This is a genomic window from Shinella zoogloeoides (genome assembly GCF_020883495.1).
In the GTDB taxonomy this organism is placed as follows: domain Bacteria; phylum Pseudomonadota; class Alphaproteobacteria; order Rhizobiales; family Rhizobiaceae; genus Shinella; species Shinella zoogloeoides.
This window is the reverse complement of record NZ_CP086610.1, coordinates 841,646-862,906: the sequence shown is the minus strand read 5'-3', so window position 1 is coordinate 862,906 and position 21,261 is coordinate 841,646. Positions and strand designations below refer to the sequence as shown.

Here is a 21,261-nt window from a genome sequence, read left to right as displayed (position 1 = left end):
CGCCGGACGGAAATGCTCTAAGCTCCCCACGCGGCGGATCGGAACCGCCAAGGGGGGCATGGTTGGATCGAGAACAGTCCTGGCGGAAGGCGAACGTTGCGGCGGGCCTCTGGTGCATCGCCGTGGGCATCGCGGTCATCACGCTCTGGCTGAGCGAGCCGGCGCGCCTTGCCGCGCAATATCCCTTCCTGTTCGGCATGAAGTTCAATTCGGCGCTGGCCGTCATCGCCATCGGCGCGGCGCTGCTGATGATGGCGGGGGGCCTGCGGCACCTGCCGGCCCTCATGATGGCGCCGGTCTTCGTCTTCGGCGCCGTCGCGCTGGCCCAGCATCTCTTCGGCATCGATGCGGGCATCGACACCGCGCTCCACACGCCCTTCACCGATATCCGCACCAGCCTACCGGGGCGGATCGCGCCCAATACCGCGGCCTGCTACATGATGGTGAGCGCCGCGCTGTTCCTGCGCGCCTACCGGCGCAAGAGCGACCCGGTGCAGATCGTGCTCGGGCTTGCGACCTTCATCATCGCGGCGGCCGCCTTCATCGGCTATGCCATCGCGCTCGACTTCGCCCATGACTGGGTGCGCCTCTCGCGCATGTCCTTCCAGAGCACCACCTGTTTCGTGGCGCTCGGCATCGTCATCGTCTTCACGGATACGGAGGCGAGCGGCTTCCACCGGGCGACGCTCGCCGGCATCCTCGGCCTTGCCACCTATCTGGTGCTGCTCGTCATGACCTACTACGAGCTGGCGCGCCACGAGGCCGCCTTCGGCATCACCTTCACCAGCAGCGGCAACAACGCGCGCTCGACGCTCTCCTCGCTCGTGCTGGTTTCCGGCGCGCTTTCCGGCGGCCTGCTCGTCCATCTCTACCTGTCTTCCCGCCGCGCGCGGCGCATGGCGGCCGACCTTGCGGAAAGCCAGGCGCGCCTTTCCGCCATCATCGACAACGCCGTGGACGGCATCATCACCATCGACGAGCGCGGCGTCATCCTCACCGCCAATGCGGCCTGCACACGCATCTTCGGCTATCTGCCCGGCGAGATGATCGGCAACAACGTCAAGATGCTGATGCCGGAACCGTATCACGGCGGGCACGACCGCTATCTTTCCAACTACCAGCGCGGCGGCCCGGCAAAGGTCATCGGCATCGGCCGCGAGGTGGAGGGGCAGCGCAAGGACGGCGCGGTCTTCCCGCTCGACCTTGCCGTCGCCAAGGTGGAGGTGAACGGCGCAACCATCTACAGCGGCCTCGTGCGCGACATCTCCGAGCGCAAGGCGAACGAGCAGGCGCTGATCGAGGCCAATGCGGAACTGGAGGAATTCGCCTACCGCACCTCGCACGACCTGCGCTCGCCCATCGCCTCCTCCATGGGCCTGCTCGGCATCTCGCGGGAAATGCTGGCGGAGGGCGACCACGCCGCGCTCGGCCCGATGCTCCAGCGCATGGAGCAGAACTTCCGCCGCCTCGACCACCTCATCCAGAACATCATCACGCTGACGCGCAACCGGCTGATGGAGGAAGAGGAGCGGCCGGTCGCGCTGCGCGCGCTGGTCTCGGAGGCCATCGACGCCCTCTCCCATCTCGACGACGTGAAGCGAATCCGCATCGAAAATCATGTGCCGGCGGAATTGACAATCATCAGCAAGCCATCGAAATTCCAGGTCATCGTCGGCAACCTGCTGTCCAACGCGGTCAAATATCACGACCCCAGGGAGGCGGAACCGGCGATCGATGTCCGCGCCTTCCGCTATCACGGCAAGCTGCGGCTGTCGGTGGAGGACAACGGCCTGGGCGTTCCGCCCGCCAGCCGTCATTTGTTGTTCAGAATGTTCAAACGGCTGCACCCGAATCGATCCTTCGGCAGCGGGCTAGGCCTCTACATATTGAAAAAGAGCGCGGAATCCCTCGGTGGCGATGCGCTCTATGAAGCAAGAGATAAGGGCAGCCGGTTCATCATCGAACTGCCCGACAGGGACAAACATGAAAATCACCTCGATCCTGGTCGTCGATGACGACGAGAACGATCAGTTCATCTGCGACTATACGATCCGCAAGTTCGATCCGACGATCCGCGTGCTGAAGGCCCTCGACGGCGCGGAAGCGCTCGACATGCTGCACCGCGAGACCCCCGACGCCATCATCCTCGACATCAACATGCCCGTGATGAACGGCTTTGAGTTCCTCGACCGCTACGCGGCGGAATTTTCGGTACACGCCCCCGTCGTCGCCCTGCTGACCAGCTCGCGGCTCGGCAAGGACCGGGAACGGGCCATGCAGTACAGCTTCGTGAAGAGCTATTTCGAAAAGCCGCTTCAGGCCGATCATCTGCGCGTTCTGGCGGGACTTTTGGGCGAATAAGGAGCGGACGGCGTGCTGTGCGATACCCCTCTGCCCGGCTGGGCAGCGGGGCCTCCCTCCCCCGACCGACCCCATCGTATACAATTTCGGAACACGCCCACCGCTTTCCCCCTCCCTTTCCGCAAATCCTTCGCCATAGTGCCCGCATGTCCACGATTCGCCCCCTGATTCCCCTTCTCGTCACCGCCGGCATCCTGATCGGGGGCAACGGGCTGCAGGGCACGTTCATCGCGCTGCGCGCCTCGCAGGAAGGGTTCTCCACCTCGCTGATCGGCTTCGTGGGCGCGGGCTACAGCATCGGCTTTGCCATCGGCTGCATCTATGTGACGCGCGTGCTGCGCGCCATCGGCCATATCCGCACCTTCTCCGCCATGGCGGCCATCGCCTCGGCCTCGGCCATCGCCATGGTGCTGCTCATCGACCCTATCTTCTGGTTTACGATGCGGCTTGTCGCCGGCATCTGTTTCGCCAGCCTCTTCGCCACCGTCGAAAGCTGGCTGAACGCCTCCGTCACCAATGCCAACCGGGCGCGCACGCTCTCCATCTACCGCCTCGTCGATCTCGGCTCGGTGACGGCGGCGCAATATGTCATTCCCGGCGTCGGCATCGACGGCTTCGAAATCTTCGCCTTCATCGCCATGGCATTGTCGCTGTCGCTGGTGCCGATCTCGCTGGCCGACCGCTCCAGCCCCACCGTGCCGGAGGCGATCCGCTTCGATGTGAAGAAGCTCTGGAACATTTCGCCGCTCGCCACCGTCGGCTGCATCGTCGTCGGGCTGACCAATGCGGCCTTCCGCAATCTCGGGCCGATCTACGCCCACGATATCGGCCTGTCGATAACGGCCATCGCCAGCTTCATGAGCGCCGGCATCGTCGGCGGGGTCGTACTGCAATATCCGCTCGGCATCTATTCCGACCGGCTCGACCGGCGCCTCGTCATCCTCGTCGCCACGCTCGGCTCCACGCTCGCCGCGCTCTACCTCGCCTTCTTCGCAGGCGGCGACGAATGGAGGAACCTTGTCGGCATCTTCGTCTTCGGCGCCTTCGCCATGCCGCTCTATTCGCTCTGCTCGGCCCATGCCAACGACCATGCCGGCGAAGGCGAGCACGCGCTGGTCTCGGCCGGCATGCTGTTCTTCTGGTCCTGCGGGGCGATCATCGGGCCGCTCTTCGCCTCCGTGCTGCTGCAGGTCTTCGGGCCGCAGGCGCTGTTCCTCTATACCGCCGTCGTCCTCGTCGCCTTCATGGCTTATACGGTGCTGCGCATGAGCGCCCGCCCGGCCGTTCCGGCGGGCGCGCGCCACAGCCGCTTCCGCAACCTGCTGCGCACCTCCTTCTTCTTCAACAAGCTCGCCGCCTCCGACAAGGACCGCAGCGGCGAGCGCTGAGGCTGCGGCAATCTGGTCGCGGCCGGCTTATTGCTGAGCATCCCTCTCAGGTTTAGAAAACGGGGAACGCCACCGGAGAGACCGCCATGCTGACACGCCGCACGCTGATGAAGGGCGCCCTCGTCGCCGGGGCCTATGCCGGCGGCCTCGACCTTGCGGGCCGGCTCGGCGGGGTGGCGAGTGCCGGGGCCGCCATGCCGCTCGTTACGCGCCGCACCGAGGCGCTGATCACCGACAAGGGGCCGACGAAGGGCGCGATGACCTATGGCGAGGCGGAAATCCCGCCGGTGCTGCGCATGCGCCGCGGCGCGCCCTTTTCGCTTCGCCTCGACAACCGGCTGGAAGAGCCGACCACCATCCACTGGCACGGCCTGCGCATCGACAACAGGATGGACGGCGTGCCCTTCCTGACGCAGCCCTATGTCTATGGCGGCGACGGCTTCGACTATGCCTTCACCCCGCCCGATGCCGGCACCTTCTGGTATCACCCCCATTGCAACACGCTGGAGCAGATGGGGCGCGGCCTTGCCGGCCTCATCGTGGTGGAGGACCCGGCCGATCCGGTCTTCGACGCGGAGATCGTCCTGAACCTGCGCGACTGGCGGCTCGGCGGCGACGGGCAGTTCATCGCCCAGTTCAAGCCCCGCGATTCCGCCCGCGCCGGCACCTTCGGCACCGTGCGCACCGCCAACTGGCGGCAGTCGCCGCAATATGACGCGCCGGCCGGTGGCCTCGTGCGCCTGCGCCTTGCCGCAACGGACGTCACCCGCATTCTCGCGCTTTCCGTCGAGGGCGCGGAGGCTCTCGTCATCGCCGCAGACGGCAACCCGGTGGCGGAGCGTTTTGTTCCCGACCATCTCATGATCGGCCCCGGCCAGCGGCTCGACCTCGTCGTGCGCATGCCCGATACCGAAGGCGCGATCGCCGCGCTGAAGGACCTGCGCGGCACGAAGCCCGCCACGCTCGCCACCTTCCGCGCGACCGGCGCTTCCCTGAAACGCAACGTCGCCGACCTGCCGGCGCTCGCCGCCAATCCCCTGCCCGAGCCGGACCTTTCCGCCGCCACCGAATTGCCCTTCATTCTCAGCGCCTCGGCGGAAGAGCGCCCGAAGGACGGCATCTGCGGCTCGCTCGGCTACAATTTCTGGGCCATCAACAAGGTGCCGTGGGCAGACGACACGGGCGACCCGACCGCGCCGCTCGCCGAAATGAAAACCGGCCGGACCTATATCTTCAATGTCGAGAACCCGACGCCGCAGGTGCATCCGCTCCACCTGCACGGCCTTGCCTTCCGGCCGATGAATTCCAACAAGCAGGCGATCCGCCCGCATTTCTCCGACACCTACCTCATCCTGCCGGACGAGAAGGTGCAGCTTGCCCTCGTCGCCGACAATCCCGGCGACTGGGTGTTCCATTGCCACATCATCGAGCACCAGAAGACCGGCATGACGAGCTATGTGCGGGTGACGTAAGGAACGGCGGGCGCAAGTTTTCGATTGTGGCAAAACCGTGGACCGTCTAAAGCTGCCCGATCAAAAATTTCAAAGAAAAGCCCGCCCGAGCCACCATGCAGATCATCGAAACCACCGCAGCCCTTCGCGACGCCTGTGAGACGCTCGCCCGTTCCGAGTATCTGACGATCGACACGGAGTTCCTGCGGGAGACGACCTTCTGGCCGGAACTGTGCCTGATCCAGCTCGCCGGACCGGAAATCGAGGTCATCGTCGATCCGCTCGCCAAGGGCCTCGACCTTGCCCCGTTCTTCGAGCTGATGGGCAATTCCAGCGTGCTGAAGGTGTTCCACGCCGCGCGGCAGGACATCGAAATCATCGTCAATCGCGGCGATCTCATTCCGCACCCGATCTTCGACACGCAGGTCGCCGCCATGGTCTGCGGCTTCGGCGACAGCGTGTCCTACGACCAGCTCGTGCAGAAGATCAAGGGCGTGCATATCGACAAGTCCTCGCGCTTCACCGACTGGAGCCGCCGCCCGCTCACCGAAAAGCAGCTCGAATATGCGCTTGCCGACGTGACGCACCTGCGCGACGTCTATCTGGCGCTGAAGGCCAAGCTCGACGAGGCCGGCCGCTCGCTGTGGCTGACCGAGGAAATGGCGGTCCTGGAATCGCGCGACACCTACGACCTGCACCCGGACGACGCCTGGAAGCGCCTCAAGATGCGCGTCAAGAAGCCGATGGAACTGGCCGTCCTCCAGAAGGTCGCCGCCTGGCGCGAGCGCGAGGCGCGCGGCCGCAACGTGCCGCGCTCGCGCATCCTGAAGGACGACACGATCTACGAAATCGCCCAGCAGCAGCCCGTTGACGCCGAAGCGCTGGCGCGCCTGCGCACCATTCCCAAGGGCTGGGAGCGCTCGCAGTCCGGCGCGGCCCTTCTCGAGGCCGTCAATGAAGCGCTGGCGATCCCGAAGAACGACCTGCCGCGCCTGCCGCGCCAGAACCACGTGCCAGAAGGCGCTGCCGCCGCCAGCGAGATGCTGAAGGTCCTCCTGAAGATCGTCGCGGAAAAGCAGGGCGTCGCCGCCAAGATCATCGCCAATTCCGACGACCTCGAAAAGATCGCCATCGAAGGCGAAGCCGCCAACGTGCCCGCCCTCACCGGCTGGCGCCGCGACCTCTTCGGCGACACCGCGCTCAACCTCATCGGCGGCAAGGTGGCCTTGCGCTTCGTGGACAGGAAGATCGAGGCGGTGGAGCTTTAAGCTTCCCCCAACGGCAAAACAGAAAAGGCCCGCGCGGTGCGCGGGCCTTTCCTTTTCACGCGTTCTGCTCAGGCCGCGCCGTGCGAGACGGCCGTCGGCGTGAGGGTGACGGGCGGCAGGCTTTCGCCCTCGAGCACCCGGCGCGCGCGTTCCTTGTCGATATCGCCGACCCAGGAGGCGACCGCGACCGTCGCCACGCAGTTGCCGAGATAATTGCCCAGCGCGCGGGCAATGCCCATGAACCAGTCGACCGAGAGCACCAGGACGAGGCCGATGGCGGGAATGCTGGGAATGGCCGCGAGCGTCGCCGCAAGGATGACGATGGCCGAGCCGGGCACGCCATGCGCGCCCTTGGAGGTGACGAGCGCCACGCCGAGGATGGCGAGGAGATCGGTGAAGGCGAGCGGCGTATTGGTCGCCTGGGCGATGAAGACGGCGGCCAGCGTCAGGTAGATCGAGAAGGCGTCGAGATTGAACGAATAGCCCGTTGGGATGACGAGGCCGACGGTCGAGCCCTTGATGCCGAGATGTTCCAGCTTGCGCATGGTCTGCGGCAGCACGGCGTCGCTGGAGGCGGTGCCCGCGACGATGCTGACCTCGGTGCGCAGGTAGCGCAGCAGCTTGAAGATGCTGAAGCCCGAGACGCGCAGGATGGTGCCGAGCACGACGATGACGAAGAGCGCGATGGTCAGGTAGAACAGGCCGACGAGATAGCCGAGCTGGGTCAGCGAGCCGACGCCGTACTTGCCGACGGTGAAGGCGATGGCGCCGAAGACACCGAGCGGGGCGAGCCGCACGATGAAGGACATGATCTTGAAGGTCACGTCGCCGGCAAGCTCGATCATGTGGAGAAGCGGCTTGCCGCGCTCGCCGACCTGCGCCAGGGCGCAGCCAAAGAGGATGGCGACCAGAAGCACCTGCAGCACGTCGCCCTGGGCGAAGCCACTGATCATGGTGGTCGGAATCAGCTTCATCAGGAACTCGACGGTGCCGCCGCTGGAAACCTCATGGGCGCGTTCCACATAGGTGGAGAGCGCGGAAGCGTCGAGTGTGCTGACGTCGATATCCATGCCGTGGCCCGGCCCGAACAGATAGGCGATGGCGATGCCGAGCGCGAGCGCGATGGTCGTGACCACCTCGAAATAGATGAGCGCGCGCAGGCCGACCCGGCCGACCTTCTTCAAGTCCCCTGCCCCGGCAATGCCATGCACGACAACGCAGAAGACGATGACGGGAACGAGCATCTTGATGAGCTTGATGAAGCCGTCCCCGAGCGGCTTCATCTTGGCGGCAAGATCCGGCATGAAGCAACCGGCGGCGATGCCCAGCACCAACGCCAGGCAGACCTGCCCGAACAAGGATTTCGACCATTTCGGCATGCATATTCCTCCCTATGACAAGGAGGGATGGTCCGCGGTCCGATGCAGGATGCACGGCCTCCACCGTCTTCCTGCAGCACGACGCCCGTCGCGGCTCCCCCTCATGCGTCCATACTTGTCGAATATCTCATGCATGTCTAATATCGATTTACGGCCGATCTATAGGGTAGCGCTATGAGAATACGCCAGCTCCAATGCTTCGTGGTTCTCGCCGAGGAGCTGAACTTCACCCGTGCGGCCCAGCGGCTGAACATGTCGCAGCCGCCGCTCAGCACGCAGATCCAGACGCTGGAGCGCGAACTGGGGGCCGATCTCATCAGCCGCACCAGCCGCAAGGTGACACTGACGCGCGCCGGCGAACTCTTCCTGCAGCGGGCGAGCAACATGCTCGACCAGTACGAGCGCAGCTTGCAGGAAATCCGCGAAGTGCAGCAGGGCCAGGACGGCATGATCGAGATCGGCACGACGGGCTCCATCCTGCGCGGGGGCCTTTCGGAACTGCTGGCGGGCTTTGCAGCCGCCTATCCGCGCATCACGCTGCGCGTGCACGAGCAGTCGCCGGCCGCGCAGATCAACGAAGTGCGCAGCCGGCGCACCGATGTCAGCTTCAACCGCTCGATACCGCGCGACGAGGAACTGGCCCATGAATACGGCTGGCAGGAGGAGATGGTGGCGCTGCTGCGCAGCGACCACCGGCTGGCGGGGCGCGACAGCGTCTCGATCACGGACCTGCGCGGGGACCAGCATGTGGTTCTACGGCCGGACAGTTCGGATTTCGCCGCCTATGTCATGTCCTGCATCGTCGCGTCGGGCTACCGGCCGCGCGTCTCGCAGCAGGTGATCGACGCGCAGTCGATCCCCAGCCTCGTGGCGGCGGGCTTCGGCGTCAGCATCGTTCCCGCCGGCATCGCCAAGCTGACCACGGGACCGCTCGCCTTCCTGCCGATCCGGCCCAATCCGCCTGTTTCCGGGGTCTACATTATCTACCATCACCACGACCCGGTGCCGGCCCTGCAGCTCTTCCTCGCGGAAATCCGCCGCAGGCTCGGCCACGATCCGGCAGGTCCCGCAGCGCTCAGCCCGGATCGACGAGATTGAGGATGAGCTGGTGAACATTGCCGCCCTCGCTCATTTCGACCTGGTCGAAATCGCGGCTGCGGGCGCGCTGGGCGTCGGAGAGTTCGCCGAGGCGGGCTTGTAGCTGGGGGCGGATCTTCTGGCAGTTCGGGTCGTTCTCGACCGTCAGGCCGACGCTCATCGCCTCGATCTGCTTCACCATGTCCTTGATGAAATCGCCATGCACCTTCTCATGCGCGGTGACGCCCGCGAGGAAGGTTTCCCAGCGGCTCTTCATCGACCCGGAGAGCTTGGATTTCAGCTTGGGTAGCGTGTAGGTGATGATGAGTTTCGGCTTGTTGACCGTGATGACGCAGGCATTGCCCTGACGCTCGTATTTGCGCGTCCAGGTCAGCTTGAAGTTGGTATGGGCGATGACGCGGGCGACACCGAGCTTGGGGCCGCGCTCGCCGATCGACTGGTAGATTTCCAGACCCGTCGCGCCCTGCACGGCGTAGGGTTCCACGCGCTCGACCGCCTGCCAGTCCTGCGCCATGGCGCTTGCGGCAAGGAGGAAACCCGTCAGGAAGGAAGCGATCCGCATGGCCGGCCTCACTGAAACTTGAAAGCGAGCTTCTTGCCCGTCAGCTTGGCAAGCTGCTGCAGGCGGCCGTCGAGCCGTTCGCCGGCAAGCTCGGCATAATCCGCCGGCACGAGGAGGTCGAGGTCGGTATCGGGCTGCGAGGACTTGCGGAAGGCGATATGCGGCACCACGCCCGGCATGGAAGCCGAGAAGAGATAGGCGACGCGCAGCAGGCCGCCGAGGAGCTTTGCCAGTTCGCGCATGCGCGGCGGGGCGATGCCGGCGAGCGAACTGGAGACGGCGTCGTCGTTGAGGCCCTCAAAACGGTAGTAGTTGGCAAGCGCGATGAAGGCGCGGCCGGGATGGGTGATGCCGATGAAGGTGCCATGGGCGATGAGGTTGAGCGCCTGCAGGCCACGATAATCCGGGTGGGCGCGCCAGCTTATGTCGGCGAGCAGGCAGGCCGTCTCGCGGTAGCGCGCCTCTTCCGGCGTCTCGGTGACGCCGAAGAGCGGCATCATGCGGCCGGTCCATTCGGCAAGCTCGCGGGCGTGCTCGGGCGAGCGGGCGCGCAGGATGGCAAGTTCGCCTGCGGCGGAGAGCAGCGGATCACGCGCCTTCTCCCGCTCGGGCAGCAGCGAATAGAGATAGCCTTCGCGCACGCCCTGCGCGGAGAAGAAGACCCGCGAGGGCTTCATGATGGCTATGGTCTCCTGTAGCGCCACCGCGCCGAAGGGCAGGAGGTTGCGCCGGCTCTTGGAGATCGCCGCATAGGCGGGATCCTTCTGGTCCTTGGCGGTGACCACGTCCGTCAGGAAATCCATGGCGTCGGCAAAGCCGAGTTCGTAGCCCTGGATCATGTGCAGCGGGTAGTTCTGCGCTTCCATATGAAGCGCGCCAAGGGCGCGCCAGGTGCCGCCGACGGCGTAGAAGGCGCGGCCCTCGCCCTTCTTCAGCAGATTGGCGGTGCGCAGGTATTTTCGCGCGACAATGCGGGCCTGCGCGGGCGAGCCGCCGGAGGCTTCCGAAAGGCGGATGCCGCCAAGCGGCAGGGTGATGCCCTTGCCGACATTCACGCCGGCCACATCAATCAGCTCCAGCGAGCCGCCGCCGAGGTCGCCGACGATGCCGTCCGTATCGGCAAAGCCGCTGACGATGCCGAGCGCGGAGAAATAGGCTTCCTCTTCGCCGGTCAGCACGCGGACCTTCTGGCCGAGGATCATTTCCGCCTGATGGATGAAATCGGGACCGTTTTCCGCCTCACGCGCAGCGGCGGTCGCCAGCGCGAACATGGTGGAGGCGCGGGCCTGTCTCGACAGGGCCTTGAAACGGTGGAGAGCGGCCAGCGCACGCTCGACGCTCGCCTGATTCATGCGGCCGGTGCGGGCGAGGCCCTTGCCGAGGCCGCACATGACCTTTTCGTTGAAGAGCATGGCCGGCGAACGGCTCATGCCCTCGTAGATCACGAGGCGAATCGAGTTGGAACCGATATCCACGACCGACACCGGGGCAATTCCAGGCAAACGCCCCTGGGCTTCAGATTCGACCATGCATATCCAGTTATGTCTTCCGGCGGCCTTGCCAGCCCGCGATCGCCTTCGGTGTCGAGGACTTCAGGGCTTCGCCCCGGCCGGAAAGGCTGGGGTTGGTCATGAAGTAGTGCTGAGCGTTGAACGGCTCGGCGCCGGCCTGCACTTCCATGCGCCGGGACGTTCCGTCCGCAAGAATCTCGTAGCTCTGCTGGTTATCGATGAGATTGCCCAGCATGATCTGCGAGAGTACCTGCTCATGCACCGTCCGGTTGATCAGAGGCACGAGTGTCTCGACCCGCCGGTCCAGGTTGCGCGGCATCATATCCGCGGAGCCTATATAGACCAGCGCCTTGTCCGATGGAAGCCCGTGGCCGTTGCCGAAGCAGAAGATGCGGGAATGTTCGAGGAAGCGGCCGACGATGGACTTGACGCGGATATTGTCCGAAAGGCCGGGAACCTGCGGGCGCAGGCAGCAGATGCCGCGCACGACGAGGTCCACCACCACGCCCGCCTGGCTGGCGCGGTAGAGCGCGTCGATGATGTCGGGATCGACCAGCGAATTCATCTTCATCCAGATCGCGGCCGGCGCGCCGTTCTTCGCATGCGCGATCTCCTCATCGATGTGACGCAGGATGCGCGGGCGCAGCGTGAAGGGCGAGAAGGCGAGCTTCATGCCGGCCTCCGGCTCGCCGTAGCCGGTGATGAAATTGAAGATGTTCGCCATGTCGCTGGCGATGGTCGGGTTGCAGGTGAAGAAGGAAAGGTCCGTGTAGATCTTCGCGGTGATCGGGTGATAGTTGCCCGTGCCGAGGTGGCAATAGGTGCGAAGCTTGCCCTCCTCGCGACGCACGACCATCGACATCTTGGCATGGGTCTTCAATTCGATGAAGCCGAAGACGACCTGCACGCCGGCGCGCTCCAGGTCGCGCGCCCAGCGGATGTTCGCCTCTTCGTCGAAGCGGGCCTTCAGTTCCACCAGCGCCGTCACCGATTTTCCGGCCTCGGCGGCGTCGATCAGCGCGCGCACGATGGGGCTGTCGTTGGAGGTGCGGTAGAGCGTCTGCTTTATCGCCAGGACGTCAGGATCGCGCGCAGCCTGGAGAAGGAACTGGACCACCACGTCGAAGCTTTCGTAGGGGTGGTGAACGACCATGTCCTTTTCGCGGATGGCGGCAAGGCAGTCGCCGGCGTGCTCGCGGACACGTTCGGGAAATCGGGCATTGTAGGGCTCGAACCGCAGATCGTCGCGCGGGGCCTTGGCGATTTCCGACAGCGTGTTGAGGGCGAGCAGGCCCGGAAGAACGGCGACGCGGTTTTCCGGCACGCCGAGTTCGCCGACCACGAAGCGGCGCAGCGATTCCGGCATTTCCGAGTCCGTCTCGATGCGGATCACCGAGCCGCGGCGGCGGCGCTTCAGCGCGGTCTCGAAGAAGCGCACGAGGTCTTCGGCCTCTTCCTCCACTTCGATATCGCTGTCGCGGATGATGCGGAACGTGCCCGAGCCGCGCACGATATAGCCGGGGAAGAGTTTGCCGATGAAGAGGCCGACGGCATCCTCAAGGGTGATATAGCGGATCGCGCCCTTGGCATCCGGCAGGCGGATGAAGCGGTCGAGCGCCACCGGCAGGCGCAGCAGCGCCGTCATCGGCTCCTTGCCGGTCGTGCTTTCGAGCTGGAGGCCGATGGAGAAGCCGAGGTTCGGGATGAAGGGGAACGGATGCGCCGGGTCGATGGAGAGCGGCGTCAGCACCGGGAAGATCGACTGGGTGAATTCCTGCTGGAGCCAGACCTTGTCGTCGCTGGAAAGCGCCGTCGGGCGGACGATGAGGATGTCTTCCTTGGCGAGATATTGCTGGAGCACGGCCAGCGAGGCCTGCTGCTCCATCTGGAGATTGTCGATCTCCTTCAGGATATCGTCGAGCTGTTCGGCGGAGGTCTTGCCGTCCGGGCTGCGGATGCCGACGCCCTGGCGCACCTGCCCTTCGAGGCCGGCGACGCGCACCATGAAGAATTCGTCGAGATTGGCCGCCGAGATCGACAGGAAGCGTATGCGCTCCAGCAGCGGATGGGCGGTGTTCAGCGTCTCTTCAAGGACGCGGCGATTGAACTGGAGCCAGGAGAATTCGCGGTTGATGAAGCGCTCGGGGCTGGCCATCAGGGCCGCGACGTCGATGGACGCGGCATCCGGGGCAGGCTTTTCCTGAGAGAGATCGGGAGTCGCTGTATCCATGAAGGGGTCCGCCCAGTTTCCGCTGTTCCACGAAGCGCTTAGCGCAGTTTGACGACAGAACTGTGACAGTCAATGCGTGGTGGCGGGATTCCCGCGGGAAAGGCGGTGCGCGCGGCTCACCTACTCCCCGAAATCCCCGCCGCCGACCATCTCCCCCAGCACCTCCTGCGCCAGCGTCCGCGTGATGCGGCTGCCGCGGGCGAGCGCGAGGCGGTCGAGGCGTTCCACCAGGGTCTGCGCGGCCTCCAGCGAGCGCTCCATGCGCGCCACGATATAGGCGACCAGCTTCTCGTCGACGAAGAGCTGGCGATCGGCGAAGAGCTTGACGATGACCTGCGAGAGCAGCTCGTCGTCCGGCTCGCCGATTTCCACCACCGTCGCCGCCTTGAGACGCGAGCGCAGGTCCGGCAGTTCCACCGGCCAGGACATGGGCCAGAGGCGGCTGGTTATGAGCAGCGTGTGGCCGTGCTGGCGCACGTTGTTGATGATGTGGAAGAGCGTGCGGTCGTCGAAGCCGGCGCGGTCGGCATCCTCGATGAGGACGGGACCGTGTTCGGCCGCCTCCTCCGCGCCCTCACCCGCCTTCGCCTCGATGAGGCGCGCGCCGGCCCGTTCGCGCCAGATGGCGGCGAGGTGCGATTTTCCCGAGCCGACGGGGCCGGCGATGACGACGACGGGCGCCGGCCAGTGCGGCCAGGCGTCGATCATCGCCACGGCCGCGTTAACGGGCTCGGCGATCAGGAGGTCGTCGCGGCCCGTCGCGGGGTCGTGCCCGAAGGCCAGCGGCAACTGTTCGGCGGTCTTGCGCGACGTCATGGTGTTACTCGGATACTCTCTGCCACCGTTATTCTTCCGGCGTGCTCTCTTCGAGGAGAACGGACTTGCTCCTGCCGTAGTAGAGGTCGCTGTCAAGGTAGCGGTTGAGGCCGAAGCGGACAAGCACGCCCACGGCGGCGGCGGCCGGCACGGCGATCATCAGCCCGACGAAGCCGAAGAGCGCGCCGAAGGCGACCAGCGCGAACATCAGCCAGACCGGATGCAGGCCGACGCGCGAGCCGACGAGCTTGGGCTGGAGGATATTGCCCTCGATGAACTGGCCGGTGAAGAAGATGACGGCGATGAGCGCCACCATCCAGTAATCCGGCCAGAACTGCACCACGGCGACGCCGATGGCGAGCACGAGGCCGACCAGCGAGCCGACATAGGGAATGAAGCTGATGAGGCCGGCGAAAAGGCCGATCAGCAGGCCGAAATTGAGGCCGGCGAAGGAAAGGCCGACGCCGTAGAACAGGCCGAGGATGATGCAGATGGAGCCTTGCCCGCGCACGAAGCCGGCAATGGCCGCGTCCATTTCGGAAGCGATCTGGCGCACGCTGGCGACATGGTCGCGCGGCACCCAGCTATCCACCTTGGCGATCATGCGGTCCCAGTCGAGCAGGAGATAGAAGGCGACGACGGGCGTGATGACCAGCAGCGACAGGATGTTGACCAGCGCCATGCCGGAATTCCAGAGCTGCTTGAACACCGTGCCGAGGAAGCCGGCGGCCTCGGCGAGAATGGTGGAGAAGCTCTGCTTGATCGTGCCCATCTGGCTGCCGATCCAGCTTGGCAGCAGGTCCGGGTTGAAGCTCGCCACCAGTTCCTGAAGCTGGGTGACGTAGCCCGGCAGCTTCTCCAGGAAATCGGCGGCCTGGGTTGCGAGCAGCGGGATGACGATCATCAGCGACAGCGCGAAGATGACGACGAAGGTAACGAGGATCACCACCGTCGCCATGGTGCGCGACAGGCCGATGCGCTCCAGCCGGTCGGCGACCGGATCGAGGAAATAGGCCAGCGCCATGCCGGCGATGAACGGCAGCAGGATGCCGGAGAAGACGAGCAGGAAGAGCACGAAGCAGACGGAGGCGATGAGCCAGAAGATCACCTGCCGCTTCAATCCCGCACCGCTGATATGGGCTGCCATCGTTCCGCGTTCCTTCACTGTTTGCGAAGGAGATAGGATGCAGGGGCGCGAAAGGTCAAGGCTCGGGGAGAAAAGCCCTGACGCTCGTTCTTGAGGCGATAGCCCCTCATCCGGCTGCCGTCCCCTTCTCCCCGCAGGCGGGGAGAAGGGATATGCCGCTCCGTTTTCCCCGATTTCCCCATTGTGCGGGGCACGTCCCCTCTCCCCGCAGCCAAGGAGAGGGTTAGGGTGAGGGGCAATCTCCACACGCCGGACCTGCAATTCCGTGAAAAAATCCCCGCTTTCCCGGCATTCTTCTTGCACTTATCCCCCCATCATGCCAATCGGGCGCCAACAGCGCGCGAGCCGGAGACGAGAGCATGAGCCAGTCTGGAAAGAACGGTCTGACCTATAGCGATGCGGGCGTCGATATCGACGCGGGCAACCTGATGGTCGAGAAGATCAAGCCGGCGGTTCGCTCGACGCGCCGTCCGGGCGCGGATGGCGAGATCGGCGGCTTCGGCGGCCTCTTCGACCTCAAGGCGGCCGGCTTCAAGGATCCGGTCCTCGTCGCAGCCAATGACGGCGTCGGCACCAAGCTGAAGATCGCCATCGACGCCGACCGCCACGACACCGTCGGCATCGACCTCGTCGCCATGTGCGTCAACGACCTCGTGGTGCAGGGCGCAGAGCCCCTCTTCTTCCTCGACTATTTCGCCACCGGCAAGCTCGACCCCGAACAGGGCGCGGCCATCGTGGAAGGCATCGCCGAGGGCTGCCGGCAGGCCGGCTGCGCGCTGATCGGCGGCGAGACGGCGGAAATGCCCGGCATGTATTCGCATGGCGACTATGATCTTGCCGGCTTTGCGGTCGGCGCGGCCGAGCGCGGCCAGCTCCTGCCTGCCGGCGATATCGCCGAGGGCGACGTCATCCTCGGCCTTGCCTCCTCGGGCGTGCATTCCAACGGCTATTCTCTGGTGCGCAAGATCGTCACGCTCTCGGGCCTCGCCTGGGACGCGCCCGCGCCGTTCGATAGCGCCAAGAGCCTCGGCGAAGCGCTGCTGACGCCGACGAAGATCTATGTGAAGCCGCTCCTGAAGGCGATCCGCGAGACGGGCGCGATCAAGGCGCTGGCGCATATCACCGGCGGCGGCTTCCCGGAGAACATTCCGCGCGTGCTGCCCAAGCACCTCGCCGCCGAGATCGACCTCGACGCCGTCAAGGCCCCGGCCGTCTTCTCCTGGCTCGCGAAAACGGGCGGCGTGGAAGCCAAGGAAATGCTGCGCACCTTCAATTGCGGCGTCGGCATGATCGCCGTCGTTCCGGCCGACAAGGCCGATACGGTCGCAAGCGCCCTTTCGGCCGAAGGCGAAACCGTCTTCCGCCTCGGCCGCATGGTCGCCCGTGAAGAGGGCACAGCCGGCACGATCTACAAGGGCACGCTCGCCCTATGACGACGCCCAAAAAGCGCGTCGTCGCCTTCATCTCCGGCGGCGGCTCCAACATGCTGGCGCTGGCGAAGGCGGCGGAAGCGCCGGATTTCCCGGCGGAAATCGTCGCGGTCTTCTCCGACAAGGCGGAGGCCGGCGGGCTTGCGAAGGCGAAGGCACTGGGCATTGCGACCCGCGTCTTCCTGCGCCGGGACTTTGCCAGCAAGGAAGCCCACGAGGCGGCGATCCTCGACGCGCTCGACGCGCTCTCGCCGGATATCCTCTGCCTTGCCGGTTATATGCGGCTGCTCTCCGGGGCGTTCATCCAGCGCCATGAGGGCCGCATCCTCAATATCCACCCTTCCCTGCTGCCGCTCTTCCCCGGCCTCAACACGCACCAGCGCGTCATCGACGCCGGCATGCGCATCGCCGGCTGCACCGTGCATTTCGTGACCGAGGGCATGGACGAGGGTCCGGTGATCGTGCAGGCCGCCGTGCCTGTGCTGCCGGCCGACACCGCCGATACGCTGGCCGCGCGCGTGCTGACGGTGGAGCACAGGAGCTATCCGCTGGCGCTGCGGCTCGTGGCGGAAGGCAAGGTGCGCATGGAGGACGGCAGGGCCGTCGCTTCGGGCGCGTTACCGCAGGCGGACGGCGCGCATCTGATTTCGCCGGCGGCGGGCTGAGGAGGCATACCTCCCTCTGCCCTGCCGAGCATCTCCCCACAGGGCGAGGCTATCGCCTATGAAACGCAACGGCGCCCCATTCCCCTTCTCCCCTCGGGGAGAAGGTGCCGGCAGGCGGATGAGGGGGATGCCGAAGGCAGGAAGATTGAAGGATCGCACGGGTGCTACCCCCTCATCCGACCCTTCGGGCCACCTTCTCCCCGAGGGGAGAAGGGAAAAAACCGCGCCGCCGAGTTCCATATGTGATCGCCCCTTGAGGGGGAGATGCCCGGCAGGGCGGAGGGGGCCTTCCCCGATCAGATCACCAGAATGGGCGTCTTGTTGGGCACGCGATCGTAAAGATCCATCACATCCTGGTTGAGCATGCGCACGCAGCCCGACGAGACGGCCTTGCCGATCGACTTCCATTCCGGCGAGCCGTGCAGGCGGTAGAGCGTGTCCTGACCGTCCTTGAAGATGTAGAGCGCGCGGGCGCCGAGCGGGTTGTTGAGGCCGCCGGGCATGCCGCCGTTCGCGCCGGAATAATTCGCCAGTTCCGGCTGGCGCTTGACCATCTCGTCCGGCGGCGTCCATTTCGGCCAGGCCTGCTTCCACTGGATGACGCCGCGGCCCGACCAGGCAAAGCCCTGCCGGCCGATGCCGACGCCGTAGCGCATGGCGCGGCCGTCCTGCTCGATCAGGTAGAGAAAGCGGTTGCCGGTGTCCACGATGATCGTGCCCGGCTTTTCAGCGAAAGGGCTTTCCACCTCCTGACGGTAGAAGCGCGGGTCGATCTGCTGGTAGGGCACGGCCGGCACCTGGAAGCCGCCGTCATTGACCGGGGCGTACATGCTGGCATAGCGCGAGGATTCGGGCAGCAGGCCCGAGGGCGGCGTCTGGCCGTAGATGCTGATCGGTCCACGCCTGTCGATCTGCTCCGGCCTGCCCTCCAGCGCGGTGTTGCGGAAATAGGGCCGCGTCTGCTCGCGGAAGACCTCCGTATTCATGGACGAGGTGCAGCCGGCAAGGCCGCTTGCCATGGCAAGACCGGAGAACTGGAGGAAGCGGCGGCGGGAAAGCGCGGTGTCGGTCATGTAGAATTATGTATCCGTTTGGCGGCGGCAGGATAAACGAGGCGATTGAATCAGAAACGAACGAACGGCAATTTAGGTCCATGACCCTGCCGCAATTGTGGCAGAGGCGGCTGGTCTCAGGCTTGCGCGCACGATTTGGCGCGAATGTCGCCCAAGCGACACGGCTTTGTGAACGCTGTGTCAATCCGCGCGGGAATTGCCGTTCGCGCGCGCAGGGGGTACGCCAGTTCCACAGAACCGAAACGAGGTGACGCGATGCTCGTCAATGGCAAGTGGACGGAAGACTGGCAGCCGGTTCAGGCGACGGACGCCAAGGGCGGCTTCGTGCGGCAGGTTTCGAGCTTCCGCAACTGGGTGACGCCGGACGGCAGCGCCGGCCCGACGGGCGAAGGCGGCTTTGCCGCCGAGGCCGGGCGCTACCACCTCTATGTCGCGCTCATCTGCCCCTGGGCTTCGCGCACGCTGATCGCCCGCAAGCTGAAGAAACTCGACGGCGTCATCTCCCTTTCCGTCGTCGAGCCGGCGCTGTCCGAACAGGGCTGGCGCTTCGGCGACTATCCGGGGTCGAACCGCGACGACCTCAACGGCGCGACCTACCTGCACGAACTCTATTCCCGCGCCGAACCGACCTTCACGGGCCGCGCCACCGTGCCCGTCCTGTGGGACAAGGCGCGCGGAACCATCGTCAACAACGAATCGGCCGATATCGTGCGCATGCTGAACACCGGCTTCGGCGCGCTGGCGGACGAGAGCGTCGACCTCTATCCGCAGGCCCTTCGCGCCGAGATCGACACGCTCAACGAGCGCATCTATCCCGCGCTCAACAACGGCGTCTACCGCGCCGGCTTCGCCACCACGCAGGTCGCCTACGAGGAAGCCTATCAGGGCGTCTTCGCCATGCTGGACGACCTGGAAGCGCGCCTTGCCGACGGCCGCCCCTTCCTGACGGGCGAAGCCTTCACCGAGGCCGACATCCGCCTCTTCGTCACGCTCATCCGCTTCGACGCCGCCTATTTCGGCCTCTTCAAGTGCAACCGCCAGCGCCTTGCGGATTATACGGCGCTCTCGGCCTATACGAAGCGCGTGCTCGACCTTCCCGGCGTGCGCGACACGGTCAATATCGACCATATCAAGCAGGGCTATTATTCGATCAAGTCGCTGAACCCGAACCGGATCGTGCCGCTGGGGCCCGATCTTTCGGCGCTGGGGCTCTAACCCTCCTTCGCCTCCACCATCGCCATCAGCGTCTCCAGCCGGTCGGCGTCGGCGGGCAGCTTGTCCTGCCGCAAGCGCGCGATGCGGGGGAAGCGCATGGCGACGCCGGATTTGTGGCGGGTGGAACGGTTGATGCCCTCGAAGGCGACTTCCAGCACGAAGCCGTGACCGGGTTCGGCGCGCACCGCGCGCACCGGGCCGAAGCGCTCGGTCGTGTTGTTGCGCACATAGCGATCCAGCACGTCGAGTTCGGCATCGGTGAAACCGAAATAGGCCTTGCCGACGGGCACCAGCATGTCGCCCTCGGGACCTGCGGTCCAGACGCCGAAGGTGAAATCGGAATAATAGCTCGACCGTTTGCCGTGGCCGCGCTGGGCATACATCATCACCGCATCGACGGTGTACGGATCGCGCTTCCACTTGAACCACGGCCCCTTCATGCGGCCGGCCTGATAGACGCTGTCGAGCCGCTTGAGCATCACGCCCTCGATGACCGGATCGGGCGGCTCGCGGCGGATACGCTCCAGCTCCTCCCAGGAGCCGAAGGGTACGAGCGGCGAGAGGTCGAAGCGGTCGTGCGGGGCCTTTTCGATGAGATCGGCGAGGCGAGCGCGGCGGGTGGAGAAGGTCTCCGGCCGCACATCCCGCTCACCCTCGAAGAGCAGGTCGTAGGCGCGCACGAAGGCGGGATAGTCCTCCAGCATCCTCGCATTGACGGTCTTGCGGTTGAGGCGCTGCTGGAGATCGGAGAAGGTGCGCGTGGGGCTGTTGGTGCGCGCCGTGCCGCCGACGAGCAGTTCCCCATCCACGACACTCTCGAAATCGATAGCCGCCAGCACATCGGGAAAGGCGGCGGAGATATCGTCGCCGGAGCGGGAATAGAGCCTTCGCGTCGCGCCCGAGGCGGAGAGCTGCACGCGGATGCCGTCCCATTTCCATTCGGCGGCGAAATCGGCGGGGTCGAGCGCGTCGAGGTCTCCCTCGCCCACCGGATTGGCGAGCATGACGGAATGGAAGATGGCCGGCGTCGCCAGCACCGGGCGCTCCGCCCTGCCCTCCAGCCAGGCGAAAAGCGGCTCGTAGGGCGGCTGGAGGCCGTGCCAGAGGGTTTCGATCTCGGTGATGTCCCTGCCGGAGAAATCGGCCAGCGCCTGCTTGGCGAGCCGGGCGGAAACGCCGATGCGCAATCCCCCGGTCACCAGCTTGATGAAGGCGAAGCGCTCGGAAGGGTCGAGCCTGTCGATGAGGTCGCGCACCGCGCCGCGCACCTCGGTGCGGCCGAGCGCGTTCATGCGGGCGACGACCGCGCCGAGCCGAGGCCCGCCGTCCGACACACGCTGTGATCGCTCCTGGTCCCAGACGAGCGCGATGGTCTCGGCCAGATCGCCGACATAGTCGTAGGAGTAGCGGAAGAGCACCTCGTCCATGCGCTCCAGCACCAGTTCGCGCAGCAGCGCCGGCTTGACGCTCCTGAGGTCCAGCGTGCCGGCGATGGCGGCAAGGCCGTAGCCGCGATCGGGATCGGGCGTGTTGCGGAAATAGTCGGCCAGCAGCGTCAGCTTGCCGCTACGCGCGGGGGTGAGGACGAGGCGGTCGAGGAGGGTCGCGAAGGCTTTCATGGGCGGAGGCCCCGAGATGCGCCATGCGGGCGATGTCGAATGTCAAAA

17 protein-coding genes are annotated in these 21,261 nt (G+C 65.6%); 9 read left to right on the top strand and 8 right to left on the bottom strand.

Going from position 1 to position 21,261, the window contains the following annotated elements:
• Positions 1-62: 62 nt before the first annotated feature.
• The 5 genes from K8M09_RS04250 (at position 63) to rnd (ending at position 6,468) form a co-directional block, all read left to right on the top strand.
• Positions 63-2,015: a sensor histidine kinase gene (locus tag K8M09_RS04250; protein WP_160785557.1), complete on the top strand. Its 1,953-nt coding sequence runs from the start codon at positions 63-65 to the stop codon at positions 2,013-2,015.
• Positions 1,984-2,361, top strand: a complete 378-nt coding sequence (locus tag K8M09_RS04245; protein WP_160785556.1) for a response regulator — start codon at positions 1,984-1,986, stop codon at positions 2,359-2,361. The genes K8M09_RS04250 and K8M09_RS04245 overlap by 32 nt, the downstream gene beginning before the upstream one ends.
• Positions 2,362-2,507: 146 nt before the next feature.
• Positions 2,508-3,749, top strand: a complete 1,242-nt coding sequence (locus tag K8M09_RS04240) for an MFS transporter (RefSeq protein ID WP_160785555.1) — start codon at positions 2,508-2,510, stop codon at positions 3,747-3,749.
• Positions 3,750-3,835: 86 nt separating this feature from the next.
• Positions 3,836-5,221: a multicopper oxidase family protein gene (locus K8M09_RS04235; protein WP_160785554.1), complete on the top strand. Its 1,386-nt coding sequence runs from the start codon at positions 3,836-3,838 to the stop codon at positions 5,219-5,221.
• A gap of 101 nt (positions 5,222-5,322) precedes the next feature.
• Positions 5,323-6,468 (top strand): ribonuclease D, encoded by a 1,146-nt coding sequence (gene rnd / locus K8M09_RS04230; RefSeq protein ID WP_160785693.1) that lies wholly within the window; start codon positions 5,323-5,325, stop codon positions 6,466-6,468.
• A gap of 68 nt (positions 6,469-6,536) precedes the next feature.
• Here rnd and K8M09_RS04225 read toward each other — a convergent pair whose 3' ends face one another.
• Complete coding sequence (locus tag K8M09_RS04225; protein ID WP_160785553.1) at positions 6,537-7,847, bottom strand: C4-dicarboxylate transporter DctA; 1,311 nt, start codon at positions 7,845-7,847, stop codon at positions 6,537-6,539.
• Between the two features lie 174 nt (positions 7,848-8,021).
• Here K8M09_RS04225 and K8M09_RS04220 point away from each other — a divergent pair, with 174 nt between their 5' ends.
• Positions 8,022-8,945 carry a LysR substrate-binding domain-containing protein gene (locus tag K8M09_RS04220; protein WP_160785552.1) on the top strand — a complete coding sequence of 308 codons (924 nt, stop codon included), beginning with the start codon at positions 8,022-8,024 and terminating at the stop codon, positions 8,943-8,945.
• Here the strand turns inward: K8M09_RS04220 and K8M09_RS04215 are convergent.
• From K8M09_RS04215 to K8M09_RS04195, 5 genes are all read right to left on the bottom strand, one after another.
• Positions 8,923-9,507, bottom strand: coding sequence for a DUF922 domain-containing Zn-dependent protease (locus K8M09_RS04215; protein ID WP_160785551.1), 585 nt, complete (start codon positions 9,505-9,507; stop codon positions 8,923-8,925). The genes K8M09_RS04220 and K8M09_RS04215 overlap by 23 nt on opposite strands.
• Positions 9,508-9,515: 8 nt before the next feature.
• Positions 9,516-11,036 (bottom strand): exopolyphosphatase, encoded by a 1,521-nt coding sequence (gene ppx / locus K8M09_RS04210; protein WP_160785550.1) that lies wholly within the window; start codon positions 11,034-11,036, stop codon positions 9,516-9,518.
• 10 nt (positions 11,037-11,046) lie between these two features.
• The gene (locus K8M09_RS04205) at positions 11,047-13,248 is read right to left on the bottom strand and encodes an RNA degradosome polyphosphate kinase (protein ID WP_160785549.1); all 2,202 of its coding nucleotides are present in this window, start codon (positions 13,246-13,248) and stop codon (positions 11,047-11,049) included.
• A gap of 120 nt (positions 13,249-13,368) precedes the next feature.
• The gene (hdaA, locus tag K8M09_RS04200) at positions 13,369-14,064 is read right to left on the bottom strand and encodes a DnaA regulatory inactivator HdaA (RefSeq protein ID WP_160785548.1); all 696 of its coding nucleotides are present in this window, start codon (positions 14,062-14,064) and stop codon (positions 13,369-13,371) included.
• A 28-nt stretch (positions 14,065-14,092) separates the two neighbouring features.
• A complete protein-coding gene (locus K8M09_RS04195; RefSeq protein ID WP_160785547.1) occupies positions 14,093-15,211 on the bottom strand; it encodes an AI-2E family transporter in 1,119 nt (372 codons plus the stop codon).
• Positions 15,212-15,570: 359 nt separating this feature from the next.
• Between K8M09_RS04195 and purM the strand changes: the two genes are divergently transcribed.
• Positions 15,571-16,644: a phosphoribosylformylglycinamidine cyclo-ligase gene (purM, locus tag K8M09_RS04190; RefSeq protein WP_160785546.1), complete on the top strand. Its 1,074-nt coding sequence runs from the start codon at positions 15,571-15,573 to the stop codon at positions 16,642-16,644.
• Positions 16,641-17,306 (top strand): phosphoribosylglycinamide formyltransferase, encoded by a 666-nt coding sequence (purN, locus tag K8M09_RS04185; protein WP_160785545.1) that lies wholly within the window; start codon positions 16,641-16,643, stop codon positions 17,304-17,306. Before purM ends, purN begins: the two co-directional genes overlap by 4 nt.
• A gap of 296 nt (positions 17,307-17,602) precedes the next feature.
• On the opposite strand, the gene K8M09_RS04180 is transcribed toward purN, so the two are convergent.
• Positions 17,603-18,379, bottom strand: a complete 777-nt coding sequence (locus tag K8M09_RS04180; protein WP_206366658.1) for a L,D-transpeptidase — start codon at positions 18,377-18,379, stop codon at positions 17,603-17,605.
• A 255-nt stretch (positions 18,380-18,634) separates the two neighbouring features.
• Between K8M09_RS04180 and K8M09_RS04175 the strand changes: the two genes are divergently transcribed.
• On the top strand, positions 18,635-19,594 hold the full coding sequence (locus K8M09_RS04175) for a glutathione S-transferase family protein (RefSeq protein WP_160785544.1): 960 nt from the start codon (positions 18,635-18,637) through the stop codon (positions 19,592-19,594).
• Here K8M09_RS04175 and K8M09_RS04170 read toward each other — a convergent pair.
• On the bottom strand, positions 19,591-21,213 hold the full coding sequence (locus K8M09_RS04170; RefSeq protein ID WP_160785543.1) for a cisplatin damage response ATP-dependent DNA ligase: 1,623 nt from the start codon (positions 21,211-21,213) through the stop codon (positions 19,591-19,593). The genes K8M09_RS04175 and K8M09_RS04170 overlap by 4 nt on opposite strands.
• Positions 21,214-21,261 lie beyond the last annotated feature (48 nt).

Coding starts and splice junctions, on each gene's coding strand:
- K8M09_RS04225 (WP_160785553.1), bottom strand. CDS start 7,847: ATGCCGAAATGGTCGAAATCCTTGTTCGGGCAGGTCTGCCTGGCGTTG.
- K8M09_RS04180 (WP_206366658.1), bottom strand. CDS start 18,379: ATGACCGACACCGCGCTTTCCCGCCGCCGCTTCCTCCAGTTCTCCGGT.
- K8M09_RS04215 (WP_160785551.1), bottom strand. CDS start 9,507: ATGCGGATCGCTTCCTTCCTGACGGGTTTCCTCCTTGCCGCAAGCGCC.
- K8M09_RS04240 (WP_160785555.1), top strand. CDS start 2,508: ATGTCCACGATTCGCCCCCTGATTCCCCTTCTCGTCACCGCCGGCATC.
- K8M09_RS04220 (WP_160785552.1), top strand. CDS start 8,022: ATGAGAATACGCCAGCTCCAATGCTTCGTGGTTCTCGCCGAGGAGCTG.
- K8M09_RS04175 (WP_160785544.1), top strand. CDS start 18,635: ATGCTCGTCAATGGCAAGTGGACGGAAGACTGGCAGCCGGTTCAGGCG.
- K8M09_RS04170 (WP_160785543.1), bottom strand. CDS start 21,213: ATGAAAGCCTTCGCGACCCTCCTCGACCGCCTCGTCCTCACCCCCGCG.
- purM (WP_160785546.1), top strand. CDS start 15,571: ATGAGCCAGTCTGGAAAGAACGGTCTGACCTATAGCGATGCGGGCGTC.
- K8M09_RS04235 (WP_160785554.1), top strand. CDS start 3,836: ATGCTGACACGCCGCACGCTGATGAAGGGCGCCCTCGTCGCCGGGGCC.
- purN (WP_160785545.1), top strand. CDS start 16,641: ATGACGACGCCCAAAAAGCGCGTCGTCGCCTTCATCTCCGGCGGCGGC.
- hdaA (WP_160785548.1), bottom strand. CDS start 14,064: ATGACGTCGCGCAAGACCGCCGAACAGTTGCCGCTGGCCTTCGGGCAC.
- ppx (WP_160785550.1), bottom strand. CDS start 11,036: ATGGTCGAATCTGAAGCCCAGGGGCGTTTGCCTGGAATTGCCCCGGTG.
- K8M09_RS04195 (WP_160785547.1), bottom strand. CDS start 15,211: ATGGCAGCCCATATCAGCGGTGCGGGATTGAAGCGGCAGGTGATCTTC.
- K8M09_RS04245 (WP_160785556.1), top strand. CDS start 1,984: ATGAAAATCACCTCGATCCTGGTCGTCGATGACGACGAGAACGATCAG.
- K8M09_RS04205 (WP_160785549.1), bottom strand. CDS start 13,248: ATGGATACAGCGACTCCCGATCTCTCTCAGGAAAAGCCTGCCCCGGAT.